This is a genomic window from Candidatus Erwinia dacicola, assembly GCF_001756855.1.
Taxonomy (GTDB): domain Bacteria; phylum Pseudomonadota; class Gammaproteobacteria; order Enterobacterales; family Enterobacteriaceae; genus Erwinia; species Erwinia dacicola.
The window spans coordinates 1-12,916 of the sequence record NZ_MAYS01000434.1 but is presented as its reverse complement, the minus strand read 5'-3'; the positions used below and the strand labels follow the sequence as shown (position 1 = coordinate 12,916).

Sequence of the window (12,916 nt, the reverse complement as noted above, 5' to 3'; positions counted from 1 at the left end):
ACTGCTGGGATAACGCCCCTATGGAGCGGTTCTTCCGGAGCCTGAAGACCGAATGGGTGCCGACGAAGGGCTATAACAGCTTCAGCGAAGCCCAGGGCGCGATAATCCGCTATATAACGGGATATTACAGCGCTATCAGGCCCCACTGGTATAACGGCGGTCTGACGCCCAACGAATCTGAGCGGCTGTACTACTTACAGTCTAATGCTGTGGCCAGTATTAGTTGACCACTACACGATTGCCGAACGGCTGACCAATATAGCCAACGATAAAAGCGTCAGCCGGGCGCAGGTTGCACTGGCTTGGCTGCTGAGCAAACCGGCCGTCGCCGCCCCTATTATCGGCGCATCGCGCAGCAAACAGCTGGCCGACTTGGTAAAAGCGGTAGAGGTAGAGTTATCGCAGGAAGAGATTTTCGAGCTGGAGAGCGTGTATCAGCCGCATCGCGTGGTGGAATTTGAGTAACGGATAACGGCGTATCGTGTAAGGGTCGGGCATGCCCGACCCGGAATATTTAGATCGACCAGTAGCGCGTAGCCGCAAATAAAATCCCGGCAGAGATCATCCCGGCGATAATATCATCCACCATAATACCCATGCCGCCGTGCACGTTACGGTCGAACCAGCGGATCGGCCACGGCTTCCAGATATCCAGCACACGGAAAACTACAAAACCGGCCAGTACCCACTGCCCGATGTTAACCGGGATCGCCATCAGCGTGATCCACATGCCGATAAACTCATCCCAGACAATGCTGCCGTGATCGTGCACGCCCATATCTTTCGCCGTGCGGTGACACAGGTAGACACCAATGCAGATCCCCAGCAGTACCACCAGCGAGTAGAGATCCTGTGGCAGGAAGCTTATCAGATACCAGATCGGGATCGCGGCAACGGAGCCCATGGTGCCCGGCATCCACGGGCTTAACCCGCTACCAAAACCGGTCGCCAGCAAGTGCCACGGGTTACTCATCTTCAGGCGACTTTTCGCCACATCCTTAGCGCGTGCCAAAATGGTCAAATCCTTTCAGGTTGAATTTTACCGGCTTGTCGTTCTGCAACAGCATCAGGCCTTCAGACTGCGGAGCAATCTGACCGATACAGGTGAGCGGCACGCCAAGATAGCCCAGAGCCACGTCGAGCGCGCCGCGGTTAATCTCCGGCACCGTGAAGCACAGCTCATAATCTTCGCCACCGCTCAGCGCCCAGCTGATGGCCTGCTGCGGCTCGAAGTGCTGCTTCATCACCGCCGACAGCGGCAGCGTGTCCAGATTAAGGCGTGCGCCACAGTCGCTGGCTTTGAGAATATGACCGAGGTCGGAAATCAGCCCATCAGAGAGATCGATAGCTGAGCTGGCCAGATCGCGCAGCGCCTGGCCCTGCAAAATGCGCGGCATCGGGTGCAGATGGCGCTTTATCAACGCTTCGTGCGCTGCCGGATCGTTGATTTTTACGTGGTGGTGCAGTAGTTCCAGCCCCGCCGCGCTGTCACCCAGCGTGCCAGTCACGTAGATCCAGTCACCGACACGCGCACCGCTGCGCTTCAGCGCTCTGCCCTGCGGCACCAGTCCGTGGATACCCAGCGTCATACTAAGCGGCCCACGCGTAGTGTCACCGCCGATCAGCTGCATATCGTAGTAGTCAAGCAGTTCAAACAAGCTGTCGCTAAAATCCTTGAGCCACGGTTCGTTAATTTCCGGCAGCGTCAGCGCCAGCGTTAACCAAGCAGGATCGGCCCCCATCGCCGCGAGATCGCTTAAATTGACGGCTAGGGCTTTGTAACCGAGATCGACGGGGGGGATATCGCGCAGGAAGTGAACCCCTTCTACCAGCGTGTCGGTGCTGATAGCCAAAGTCTGTTTTTCAGGTATGCTGAGTAGCGCACAGTCATCGCCGATGCCTTTTTCCACATCGCGACGGGAGCTTGTCACGCGGTCAAAGTAACGCGCGATCAGTTCAAATTCGCCACATGCCATAGTGCATTCCGGGAGTATATAAAGAAGAGGCCGGGTTAGCGGTCTCAGAGAATTATTTGCGGTTTGGGCGGATCTGCGGAGCGGCTTTATCCAGCACGCCGTTGACAAACTTATGGCTGTCTTCAGCACCAAACACTTTGGCCAGCTCGATCCCCTCATTGATCGCCACTTTATAAGGAACATCTGAACGCTTGCTGAGTTCAAACAGTGAGATACGCAGGATGGCCTTTTCCACCTGGCCAAGCTCTTCAAGCTGACGCGACAGGTAAGGTTTCATCAGACCGTCGAGGTATGCACTGTTAGTTGCAACGCCGCTCACCAACTCACGGAAGTAAGTAATATCGACGTCTTTAACGTCCTGTTCCGCCAGAAACTGGTATTCGACATCAGTGATGTCATTTTTGGAGATTTGCCAAGAGTAAAGTGCCTGAGCAGCACATTCACGGGCGCGGCGACGAGCAGCAGGTTTCACGAAATTCCCCTTAAAATCAGGTTTTGATGGCTTTCAATACGTTAATCATTTCTAGAGCGGTCAGGGCTGCTTCGGCACCTTTATTACCCGCTTTGGTTCCGGCGCGTTCAATGGCCTGCTCGATGCTTTCCGTCGTCAGCACGCCAAAGGCAACCGGGATATCGCTGTTCATGGCAACGCTAGCTAGGCCAGAACTGGCCTCACCTGCCACATATTCGAAATGAGCAGTACCGCCACGGATCACCGTGCCTAGTGCCACAATCGCATCATGCTTACCGGCTTTCGCCACGGCACGAGCAGTCATTGGCAGTTCGTAAGCGCCCGGAACCCAGATGATGGAGATGTTTTCATCTTTCACTTGGCCGATACGCTTCAGGGCATCGATGGCACCGCTCAGCAGGCTGTCGTTGATAAAGTTGTTGAAACGCGCAATAATCAAGGCAACGCGCGCATCAGGGGTGGCAACAGCAGCTTCAATAACGTTCATAATCTTCCTTTCGGGGTTCTGTTTGGCGTTTTGGCTTTGGCCCGCAGGCGCAGGGGGGGCAGATTCTATCACACTCTTCGGCGGTCTGCTTGTTTTTGCAGAAACCGTCATAACGGACTCAGCGTGAGGCGTAAATCGGGCCCCAGCTGACGAATATCACTAAAGGCAAAAGCCGGGGCGGCGGCCAGTTGTTCTAGGCCCGGCAGGTGGCACAGGCCACGCCCGGCATCGCCGAGCAGCTTTGGCGCTAGGTAGACGATCAGCTCGTCCACCACTCTGGCCTGCAACAGCGCCCCGGCAAACTGTGCTCCGACCTCCACCCAGACGCTGTTAATCTGTTTTCTGCCGAGCAGCAGCATCATCGACACTAGATCGAGACGCTCATTATGACGCGGCACGCAAAACTGCGTCACGTTCTCCGGCCAGCTTTGCTCGTCACACTGCGTGCGTGCCAGCCAAGTTTCACCCGATTGTGCAATCAATTGATGCTCGGGCATGACGCGATTCTGGCTATCGACGATAATTCTCACCGGCTGGCGCAGCAGATTGGCCGGGTACTCCGCCTGAGTGCTGCTGTCTAGCTCCTCGTAGCGCACGGCCAAGGAAGGATTATCCGCCAGCACCGTGGCGCTTGTGCTGAGGATTGCCGAACTTTGCCCGCGCAGCCGCTGCACATCGCGCCTCGCCTGGGGTGAGGTGATCCACTGACTTTCGCCGCTGGCCATTGCCGTACGACCATCCAGCGATGCCCCCAGCTTGAGCTGCACCCACGGGAATCCGGTGCGCATACGCTTGAGGAAGCCACGGTTCAGCGCTTCCGCTTCCTGCATCATCAACCCGTGTCTGACTTCAATACCCGCCTGCTGCAAACGATAAAGACCACGGCCCGCCACTTCCGGGTTTGGGTCCTGCATGGCGGCAACCACGCGGCTGACGCCCGCGGCAATCAGGGCATCACAGCACGGCGGCGTGCGCCCATGGTGACTACACGGTTCGAGCGTAACGTAAGCGGTGGCCCCTTTGGTGCGCTCCCCCGCCATACGCAGGGCATGCGCCTCCGCATGCGGTTCACTGGCGCGCAGGTGATAGCCCTCGCCGACGATTGCGCCGTCGCGCACAATCACGCAGCCGACGTTAGGGTTCGGCATGGTGGTAAAGCGGCCGCGACGCGCCAGTTTCAGCGCGCGGGCCATGTAGATTTCATCACGCATCGCGTCAGTCCTGTAAGCGGGCAATTTCTTCGCCAAATTCACGAATGTCTTCAAAGCTGCGGTAAACAGAAGCAAAGCGGATATAGGCAACTTTATCCAGTTTTTTCAGCTCATCCATTACCAGCCCACCGATCAGCTTGCTGGTAACTTCGCGTTCACCGGTGGCGCGCAGCTGGCTTTTAATGTGGCTGAGGGCGGTTTCTACCGCGTCGGAATTGACCGGGCGCTTCTCCAGCGCCTTCATCAGCCCGCGGCGCAGCTTGTCTTCATTGAATGGCTCGCGCACATCATTACTCTTCACCACGCGCGGCATCACCAGCTCCGCCATTTCAAACGTGGTAAAACGCTCATGGCACACCAAGCACTGACGGCGGCGGCGCACGGAGGTGCCTTCACCGACCAAGCGGGAATCGATCACTTTAGTATCCACGGCGGAACAGAATGGGCAATGCATGTCGCGTCCTGATAATCCTGAAAATTAGCGGTTAGTGTACCGCGATCGCGTCCTGCTGCCAAAGCCAGCTTGGCAAATCAGCGCCAATTTTATGCGGCTTGCGCAACTAGGCTGCGACCCGCAGGGCTGGGTCAAAATTCGCTTGTCTCTGCGTTGTTCGCCGCTTATTGGGTTTACCCAATGGCGCAACTCTCGCCTTGCTACAAGCGAATTTGACCGCCAGTGGGGCTCCCGCACAATTGCAAGACACAGCCTATATACAGGATTTATCTGCGGGCGGTTCAGACCCGTTTGCTCTAGGATAAAGTAAATCGGTTTAATCAGAAAGAAATGAACAATGACAACGGTTTATCTCAAACTTTCGCTGGTCAGTTCTCTGCTGCTTTTGGCAGGATTTGCCGGCACGCCGCCGCAGCCAAAAATCAATCAGCTGCATAATGAGGTCGGAAAGCTGAGCCAAGAGATGCGCCAGCTGACGAATCGCACCAGCTCATTGGAAAGGCAGGGTAATCTCAATAGCGGCTCTGCGCAGGGTGCCTAGCTGTTCCTGCGCGTGGTGCTGAAAAGCTAGACCGGTGACCTTAAGCTGTCGCTAAGCCATGTGGAGGCGGAAGCCAATGGCATTCATGCGATTCTGCACATTCATGCCACCAATGATGTCCCGCTCCCTGCCTTCACCACCGAAGTGCAATGGGGTGAGTTGGACACCGCAACCGGTAAGCCGTTAACCGTCGACAGCTAGTCACAGCAGATTCAGGTCGACAGTGCGCTGCTGCCGAAGAGTGAAGAAACGGTCTCGCTGCGCCTGAGCAACCTGCTGCCGGAGCAGCTGGGCTATGTGTGCAGCCATGATGTGGTGGTGAAAACCGCGCCATAAAAAAGGCCACATCACCCGATGCAGCCTTTGAAATTGTAGGGGCGGACCTTTTTTCGGTCCGCCCGCTCTACGCCGCCGCAGGAACGCATTAAGGCAGAATCGAAGGCTGATCTGCGCCCTCTTTTTCCACTTTCTGCTGTAGCATGTGTTCACGCTTCATACCCAACTTCAATGCCAGCGCCGAAGCCACATAGATTGAAGAAACGGTACCAATGGAAACACCGATCAGCATGGTCAGCGAGAAGCCTTCCAGCAGCGCACCGCCGAAAATAAACAGCATCAGCACCACCACCAGCGTCGTGGCAGAGGTCATGATGGTACGGCTCAGCGTCTGCGTCAGCGAGACGTTGACGATATCGTAAGGCGTGCCGCGACGGATCTTGCGGAAGTTCTCACGAATACGGTCCGATACTACGATACTGTCGTTCAGCGAGTAGCCGATAACCGACATCAACGCCGCCACGATGGTCAGGTCAATCTCAATGTGGAACAGTGAGAGTATCCCCATGGTGATCACCACGTCGTGCGCTAGGGCAAGTACCGCTCCCAGTGCCAGACGCCATTCGAAGCGAAAGCCAACATAAATCAGGATGGCAATCAATGCCACCAGCAGCGCCATACCGCCCGCCTGCGCCAGATCGCTACCCACGCTCGGGCCGACGAACTCAATACGCTTAACGGTGGCATTCTGCTGGCTAGCTTGGTTGATGATAGTCACCACCTTGTTGCCCATCTCCTGACCAACATTGCCTTCGTTCAGCGACATGCGAACCAGCACGTCGCGGCTGCTGCCGAAGTTTTGTACCTGCGGATCGACGAAGCCGGATTTCTCCAGTGCACTGCGCAGCTGCTGGATATCAGCTGGTTTTTCCAAGGTAATTTCAATCACCGTACCACCGGTGAAGTCCAGCCCCAAGTTAAATCCCTTCAGGCCCATAATCAGGCATGAAGCAAGCAGCAGCAGCCCCGAAAGAGTAAAGGCCACTTTGTCCCAGCGCATAAAATCATGGATTTTACGGCCGTAGTTCAGTTGTTCAACGCTATAGTCCTGTGCCACATCGCACTCCTCAGATAGACAGCTTGTTGATGCGTTTGCCGCCGTACAACAGGTTTACGATGGCGCGGGTACCGACGATGGCAGTAAACATCGAGGTCACAACGCCGATAGCGGTGGTGATCGCAAAGCCTTTAATCGAGCCGGTGCCCACAGCATACAGAATGATCGCGGTAATCAGCGTCGTGACGTTGGCATCAATAATACTGGAGAACGCGCCCTTATAGCCTTCATGGATTGCCTGCTGAATGGAACGTCCATTCCTCAGCTCTTCCTTGATACGTTCGTTAATCAGTACGTTGGCATCAACGGCTACCGCCAGCGTTAACACGATACCAGCAATACCCGGCATGGTCAGGGTTGCGCCTGATAGCAGTGACATGATTCCAACGATCAATACCAAATTCGCCACCAGTGCAGAGGTGGCGATCACACCAAACTTACGGTAATAAACCACCATAAAGACGATGGAAGCGATCAGGCCCCACAGGCAGGCTTCCAGACCCTGAGTGATGTTCTGCGCACCCATGGTTGGACCGATGGTACGTTCTTCCACAATCTGGATTGGCGCAATCAACGCACCGGCACGCAGCAGCAGCGACAGCTGACGGGCTTCGTTCGAGTTGTTGATACCGGTAATACGGAAGCTGTTACCCAGTCGGGACTGGATGTTCGCCACGTTAATCACCTCTTCCTGCTTCACCAGAATCGCACGACCGTTGGCATCTTTTTTCCCACTGTCTGTGTACTCAACAAACAGGGTTGCCATCGCTTTGCCGAGGCTGTCCTTGGTGAAGTTGGACATGATGTTACCGCCAGCGTTGTCCAAGGAGATATTGACCTGGGGCTTGTTGTATTCATCGGTGCTTGAGGTGGAGTCGGTAATATGGTCACCGGTGAGGATCACACGCTTGTACAGCACCACTGGCTGACCATCGCGCGCATTTTTCACTTCAGTGTTACCCGGTACGCGGCCGTTAGCTGCAGCGGTGGCATCCACGCTGGTGTTGACCAGACGGAATTCCAGCGTCGCTGTCGCGCCGAGGATCTCTTTAGCACGTGTCGTATCCTGAATACCCGGCAGTTCAACCACGATAAGGTCAGAACCCTGACGCTGTACCAATGGTTCTGCTACGCCAAGCTGGTTTACACGGTTACGCAGAATGTTTATGTTCTGCTGAACCGCATATTCACGGGCTTCACTCATACGCTCATCGCTCATTACCGCCATCAGGGCACTGCTGCCGCTGCTGTTGATAACCATATCGCGATGGCGGCCAGTCAGATAACTCACCGCTTCGTCGCGTGCGGTTGCGTCACGGAAACGAATTTCCAGACCGTAGTTTTCGGTCTTGCGCACGTTAATGTAAGGAATATTTTTATCACCCAGATCGCTACGCAGATTGTCGATGTTCTGCTCCTGGAGGTTACCCAGAGCGGTATCCATATCGACTTCCATCAGGAAGTGGACGCCGCCGCGCAGATCGAGACCGAGCTTCATCGGTTCTGCAGCCAGCATTGCGAGCCAAGTTGGAGTGGCCGGGGCGAGGTTAAGCGCCACTACGTAATTCTCGCCAAGAGCCTGCATAATCGCTTCACGCGCGCGCAGCTGCACGTCGGTGTTAGCGAAACGCGCTAGAATAGCGCCATTTTCCAGTGCCAGTGATTTGCTCTGGATATTATTTTGTTTTAATGCATTTTGGATATGAACCAGCGTTTGCTCACTGGAGGCGCTTCCGCGCGCACCAGTGACCTGAACAGCCGGATCCTCACCATACAGGTTGGGCAGTGCATACAGCAGACCGACGAGTAATACGATGATCAACATGATGTACTTCCACAAAGGATAACGGTTTAACACGGCAGTTCCCTTAGGGAAATCAGAAGATTACAGCGCCTTCATGGTACCTTTCGGCAAAATGGCAGCTACGAAGTCACGTTTAAACACAACTTCAGTGGTATCGTTCAGTGCGATAGCAACATAGCCAGTTTGAGCTACTTTGGTCACGCGACCTACCAAGCCACCGGTGGTCAGCACTTCATCACCCTTAGAGATGGAGTCCATCAGTTTCTTGTGCTCTTTCGCACGTTTCTGCTGTGGGCGCAGGATCATGAAGTAGAAAATCAGGCCAAATACCACCAGCATGATCACCAGAGAATAAGGACTTCCCTGAGATAGAGCTGCGGCTGCCACGGCATCAGAAGTGAAAAAGCTCATTAAATTTCCCTCATTGTTTAATTACCAGACGGTAATGGCGGAACCGCCAACCCCGTCCGTTGGTAGAATTCGGTAACGAAGTGCTCTAACTTACCTTCTTCGATAGCTTGGCGTAAACCGGCCATCAGGCGCTGATAGTAACGCAGATTATGGATGGTGTTCAGACGCGCACCCAAAATTTCGTTACAGCGTTCAAGATGATACAGGTATGCACGGCTGTAATTGCGACAGGTGTAGCAATCACACTCAGCATCCAGCGGCGACGTGTCATCTTTGTACTTCGCGTTGCGGATTTTCACCACCCCGTCGGTCACAAACAGATGGCCGTTACGCGCGTTACGCGTTGGCATCACACAGTCAAACATATCAATACCGCGATGCACGCCTTCCACCAGATCCTGTGGCTTACCGACGCCCATCAGATAGCGCGGTTTGTCCTGAGGAAGCTGCGGGCAGACGTGTTCCAGAATACGGTGCATATCTTCCTTTGGCTCACCGACCGCCAATCCGCCCACAGCGTACCCATCAAAGCCAATCTCTACCAGTCCTTTAACTGACACATCTCGTAAATCTTCGTAAACACTGCCTTGGATTATGCCAAATAAAGCATTTTTATTTCCTAAGAAATCAAAGCGATCGCGGCTACGTTGCGCCCAGCGCAGCGACATTTCCATCGAACGCTTCGCGTAATCCCAGTCGGCTAGGTACGGTGTGCATTCATCGAAAATCATCACGGTATCAGAGCCGAGATCGTACTGAATTTCCATCGATTTTTCTGGATCGAGGAAGATTGCATCGCCGTTGATCGGGTTACGGAAGTGCACGCCCTTTTCGGTGATCTTACGAATGTCGCCCAGACTGAAGACTTGGAAGCCGCCGGAGTCAGTCAGGATCGGTCCTTTCCACTGCATAAAGTCATGCAGATCGCCGTGCAATTTCATGATCTCTTGGCCCGGACGCAACCATAAATGGAAGGTATTGCCGAGGATGATCTGCGCACCAGTATCCTGTACTTCTTCCGAAGTCATGCCTTTTACGGTGCCGTAAGTGCCCACGGGCATAAATGCCGGGGTTTCTACCACTCCACGGTCAAAAACCAAGCGGCCACGACGCGCGCGGTCGTCAGTTGTGTCTAATTCAAACTTCACATCGCCTCCAGCGGATAAACAGTCCGATGCAAATGGTTATAAAGGACGGGAGTGTCCTGTCCGGGAAGATTACTAACACGGGATCTCGGCGTAAGCCTCAGGATTTCGGGTGATAAACATGGCATCGCCATAGCTGAAGAAACGGTACTGCTCTGCCACCGCCTGCTGATAAGCAAGCATGGTGTGACGATAGCCAGCAAACGCCGATACCAGCATAATCAGCGTTGATTCTGGCAGGTGGAAATTGGTCACCAGCGCATCAATCACCTGATAGTGATAGCCCGGGTAGATAAAGATTTTTGTATCGCCGAAGAACGGGCCAATCAGCGCGTCTTGTGCTGTCTGCGCCGCGCTCTCCAGCGAGCGTACCGAGGTGGTGCCAACCGCGATCACCTGGTTGCCACGTGCCTTACAGGCCAGCACCGCATCGACCACGTCCTGCGGCACTTCGGCATATTCGGCATGCATAATGTGATCTTTGATGATGTCGACGCGCACCGGCTGGAAAGTGCCTGCCCCGACGTGCAGCGTGACGAAAGCCGTCTCGATCCCCTTTTCCCGCAGCGCTTCTAGCAGCGGCTCATCAAAGTGCAGGCCGGCGGTCGGGGCAGCGACCGCACCCGGCTTCTGGCTGTAAACCGTCTGGTACAGTTCGCGGTCGGCATCTTCATCCTGGCGATCAATGTACGGCGCCAGCGGCATATGTCCGATGGCGTTAAGGATATCCAGCACCGGGCGCGCATCGTTAAATTCTATTTCGAACAGCGCATCGTGACGAGCAACCATCGTCGCCTGCACGCTCTCATCGTCGCCGAGCAGCAGCGCTGTGCTAGGCTTCGGCGCTTTCGAGGAGCGCACATGGGCCAGCACGCGGGTGTCATCGAGCATGCGTTCGATCAGCACTTCAATCTTGCCACCGCTGGTCTTGCGGCCAAAAATACGCGCCGGGATCACCCGCGTATTATTGAATACCAGCAGGTCGCCAGGATTGAGTTTGTGCAATAAATCGGTGAAAACCCCGTGCGACAGCACACCGATCGGGCCGTTAAGGCTCAGCAGACGGCATCCGCTGCGCTGCGCCTGCGGGTAGTGGGCAATCAAAGATTCAGGTAACTCAAAGGTAAAATCGGCAACGCGCATGATCATTCACAGTCTGGGAAATCAGGGCGCACATTCTAGCTGAAAACTAACCATAGCTAAACAATCTGCGTAAACTTTGCAAAAAGTGGGATAGAATCATCTCATGAACTATCTTGCACACCATCACCTAGCTGGCAGCTTGCTGCTTGGCAATCTGATGGCCGATTGCGTTCGCGGCACCCCCTATCCGCAGTAGCCAGAACCGATCGCTGACGGCATCGCGATGAATCGCCGCGTCGATGTAATCGACCGACTTTCTGCCAGAGGTACCTGCGGCGCGCCAGTTTTTCCGTACGGAAACCCGCCGCGTCGCACCGATTACCCTAGATATTATCTGGGATCATGTTCTGTCATTACACTGGGATAAACTGGTGCCGGAAATTTCCCTGCCAGATTTTTTACGTGATGCCAGAAATGTGATCGCCCCGAAATTAGCCAACACGCCGGAGCCGTTCCAGAATCTTAACCGCTATTTATGGCAGCAGCGCTGGATGGAGCGTTGTGCGGAGGCCGCTTATCTGCAAAATGTGCTGCGTGGCATGGCCAGTCATCGCCCACTGATGACAGCACTTGCAGAGAGTTACTAAGATTTTATTGATAACTATCAAAATCTTGAAGATTTTTCTGGCAGTTCTATCCGCGCATGATGGCAGAGGCAGTGCAGAAAGCGCTGTAAACAGGCGAACGCAGTTTTACACCTTGCCCTTTTTATAAAAAAGGGTTATTGTATGAAACTGTTCTATTGTTGAAAGATTTTTGATAGGTACAATTTATCTCAAAAATCGGCGTTTAGTGCTGGTTATCAATGTGACGCAGATCATATACTGTCTGCGTTTTGTCCCCTTATTCCAACTTACTTCTACAGGAGTGAACATGGTCTTGGTAACTCGTCCAGCCCCTGATTTTACCGCCGCAGCCGTGCTGGGCAACGGTGAGATCATAGAAAACTTCAATTTTAAAGAACACACCGCCGGTAAAGCCACCGTTGTGTTCTTTTGGCCAATGGACTTCACCTTCGTCTGCCCTTCTGAGCTGATCGCTTTCGACAAGCGTTATGCAGAATTCCAGAAGCGCGGCGTGGAGGTAGTAGGCGTTTCCTTCGACTCAGAGTTCGTGCACAACGCATGGCGCAAAACTCCAGTTGATAAAGGCGGCATCGGCGAAATTCAGTACGCGATGGTTGCTGACATCAAACGTGAAATCCAGAAAGCTTACGGCATCGAGCACCCGGATGCGGGCGTTGCTCTGCGTGGTTCTTTCTTGATTGACAAAGCCAGTGTGGTTCGCCACCAGGTTGTTAACGATCTGCCACTAGGCCGTAACGTTGATGAAATGCTGCGCATGGTTGACGCGCTGCAGTTCCACGAAGAGCACGGCGAAGTGTGCCCGGCTCAGTGGGAAAAAGGAAAAGAAGGTATGGGTGCATCTCCAGAGGGTGTGGCTAAGTACTTGTCCGAGAACGCAGCTAAGCTGTAATCGCTGCCGTTTTCAAAAAAGTTCGCTTCGGCGGGCTTTTTTTTGCCCGTGCTTTACTCTCTCCTCCGCATCGCCTTTCATGTACATACCGCGCCCTGCAAAGCTCCTGTTCAAGCACGGCCACCAAAATGCTCTCTGACAGGCTGCATCGGATGGCGAAAAAAAGATGGCTTCAGGCACCGGCTCCGGATCAGTGTGCCTGAAAGATGGCTTTCAGATTAAAAATACGACAAAAACTGCATTTTCATACTGCCAGAGTAGTAAACCTATGCACGACCGCAGCATCAAAGGGATAGTTCGTTCTGACATTCATGGCTAGGCGCTCTCAGAAGAGGCGATTCAATCTCCTAACCATGAACAGGTTGTTGAGCAGTGGGCAGTTGTTGCTGAAGAACGACCAGAG

Annotated in this window: 13 protein-coding genes and 3 pseudogenes; 5 read left to right on the top strand and 11 right to left on the bottom strand. The window is 54.2% G+C overall.

What is annotated here, in order from left to right:
* A partial coding sequence (locus tag BBW68_RS16825) for an integrase core domain-containing protein (RefSeq protein WP_148127650.1) occupies positions 1 to 227 on the top strand: 227 nt, incomplete at its 5' end.
* Between the two features lie 10 nt (positions 228 to 237).
* A pseudogene (locus BBW68_RS11800) lies at positions 238 to 465 on the top strand (aldo/keto reductase); the annotation flags it as partial.
* Positions 466 to 514: 49 nt separating this feature from the next.
* Here the strand turns inward: BBW68_RS11800 and pgpA are convergent.
* From pgpA to nrdR, 6 genes are all read right to left on the bottom strand, one after another.
* The gene (gene pgpA, locus BBW68_RS11795; RefSeq protein ID WP_102135788.1) at positions 515 to 1,021 is read right to left on the bottom strand and encodes a phosphatidylglycerophosphatase A; all 507 of its coding nucleotides are present in this window, start codon (positions 1,019 to 1,021) and stop codon (positions 515 to 517) included.
* On the bottom strand, positions 999 to 1,976 hold the full coding sequence (thiL, locus tag BBW68_RS11790) for a thiamine-phosphate kinase (protein ID WP_070135512.1): 978 nt from the start codon (positions 1,974 to 1,976) through the stop codon (positions 999 to 1,001). Before thiL ends, pgpA begins: the two co-directional genes overlap by 23 nt.
* 52 nt (positions 1,977 to 2,028) lie before the next feature.
* On the bottom strand, positions 2,029 to 2,448 hold the full coding sequence (gene nusB, locus BBW68_RS11785; protein WP_070135511.1) for a transcription antitermination factor NusB: 420 nt from the start codon (positions 2,446 to 2,448) through the stop codon (positions 2,029 to 2,031).
* 16 nt (positions 2,449 to 2,464) lie between these two features.
* A complete protein-coding gene (gene ribH / locus BBW68_RS11780) occupies positions 2,465 to 2,935 on the bottom strand; it encodes a 6,7-dimethyl-8-ribityllumazine synthase (RefSeq protein ID WP_070135510.1) in 471 nt (156 codons plus the stop codon).
* A 107-nt stretch (positions 2,936 to 3,042) separates the two neighbouring features.
* Entirely contained in the window at positions 3,043 to 4,146 is a 1,104-nt protein-coding gene (gene ribD / locus BBW68_RS11775; RefSeq protein ID WP_070135509.1) for a bifunctional diaminohydroxyphosphoribosylaminopyrimidine deaminase/5-amino-6-(5-phosphoribosylamino)uracil reductase RibD, read from the bottom strand.
* A 4-nt stretch (positions 4,147 to 4,150) separates the two neighbouring features.
* On the bottom strand, positions 4,151 to 4,600 hold the full coding sequence (gene nrdR / locus BBW68_RS11770) for a transcriptional regulator NrdR (RefSeq protein WP_070135508.1): 450 nt from the start codon (positions 4,598 to 4,600) through the stop codon (positions 4,151 to 4,153).
* A 337-nt stretch (positions 4,601 to 4,937) separates the two neighbouring features.
* Between nrdR and BBW68_RS11765 the strand changes: the two are divergent.
* Positions 4,938 to 5,477 (top strand): annotated as a pseudogene (locus tag BBW68_RS11765) (DUF3251 domain-containing protein).
* 88 nt (positions 5,478 to 5,565) lie between these two features.
* Here BBW68_RS11765 and secF read toward each other — a convergent pair.
* From secF to queA, 5 genes are all read right to left on the bottom strand, one after another.
* Positions 5,566 to 6,534 carry a protein translocase subunit SecF gene (gene secF, locus BBW68_RS11760; protein ID WP_070135507.1) on the bottom strand — a complete coding sequence of 323 codons (969 nt, stop codon included), beginning with the start codon at positions 6,532 to 6,534 and terminating at the stop codon, positions 5,566 to 5,568.
* A 10-nt stretch (positions 6,535 to 6,544) separates the two neighbouring features.
* Positions 6,545 to 8,392, bottom strand: a complete 1,848-nt coding sequence (secD, locus tag BBW68_RS11755) for a protein translocase subunit SecD (protein ID WP_083264889.1) — start codon at positions 8,390 to 8,392, stop codon at positions 6,545 to 6,547.
* Positions 8,393 to 8,419: 27 nt separating this feature from the next.
* Positions 8,420 to 8,749, bottom strand: coding sequence for a preprotein translocase subunit YajC (gene yajC, locus BBW68_RS11750; RefSeq protein WP_070135505.1), 330 nt, complete (start codon positions 8,747 to 8,749; stop codon positions 8,420 to 8,422).
* Between the two features lie 17 nt (positions 8,750 to 8,766).
* A complete protein-coding gene (gene tgt, locus BBW68_RS11745; protein ID WP_070135504.1) occupies positions 8,767 to 9,897 on the bottom strand; it encodes a tRNA guanosine(34) transglycosylase Tgt in 1,131 nt (376 codons plus the stop codon).
* A 72-nt stretch (positions 9,898 to 9,969) separates the two neighbouring features.
* Positions 9,970 to 11,037: a tRNA preQ1(34) S-adenosylmethionine ribosyltransferase-isomerase QueA gene (gene queA, locus BBW68_RS11740; RefSeq protein ID WP_070135514.1), complete on the bottom strand. Its 1,068-nt coding sequence runs from the start codon at positions 11,035 to 11,037 to the stop codon at positions 9,970 to 9,972.
* 103 nt (positions 11,038 to 11,140) lie between these two features.
* Here queA and BBW68_RS11735 point away from each other — a divergent pair.
* A pseudogene (locus BBW68_RS11735) lies at positions 11,141 to 11,713 on the top strand (ACP phosphodiesterase).
* A 197-nt stretch (positions 11,714 to 11,910) separates the two neighbouring features.
* Entirely contained in the window at positions 11,911 to 12,513 is a 603-nt protein-coding gene (locus tag BBW68_RS11730; RefSeq protein ID WP_070135503.1) for a peroxiredoxin C, read from the top strand.
* The last annotated feature ends 403 nt before the right edge of the window (positions 12,514 to 12,916 follow it).

Excerpts from the sequence above, each read along its gene's own strand:
- thiL (WP_070135512.1), bottom strand. The coding sequence starts at position 1,976 with ATGGCATGTGGCGAATTTGAACTGATCGCGCGTTACTTTGACCGCGTG.
- ribH (WP_070135510.1), bottom strand. The coding sequence starts at position 2,935 with ATGAACGTTATTGAAGCTGCTGTTGCCACCCCTGATGCGCGCGTTGCC.
- ribD (WP_070135509.1), bottom strand. The coding sequence starts at position 4,146 with ATGCGTGATGAAATCTACATGGCCCGCGCGCTGAAACTGGCGCGTCGC.
- nrdR (WP_070135508.1), bottom strand. The coding sequence starts at position 4,600 with ATGCATTGCCCATTCTGTTCCGCCGTGGATACTAAAGTGATCGATTCC.
- yajC (WP_070135505.1), bottom strand. The coding sequence starts at position 8,749 with ATGAGCTTTTTCACTTCTGATGCCGTGGCAGCCGCAGCTCTATCTCAG.
- queA (WP_070135514.1), bottom strand. The coding sequence starts at position 11,037 with ATGCGCGTTGCCGATTTTACCTTTGAGTTACCTGAATCTTTGATTGCC.
- BBW68_RS11730 (WP_070135503.1), top strand. The coding sequence starts at position 11,911 with ATGGTCTTGGTAACTCGTCCAGCCCCTGATTTTACCGCCGCAGCCGTG.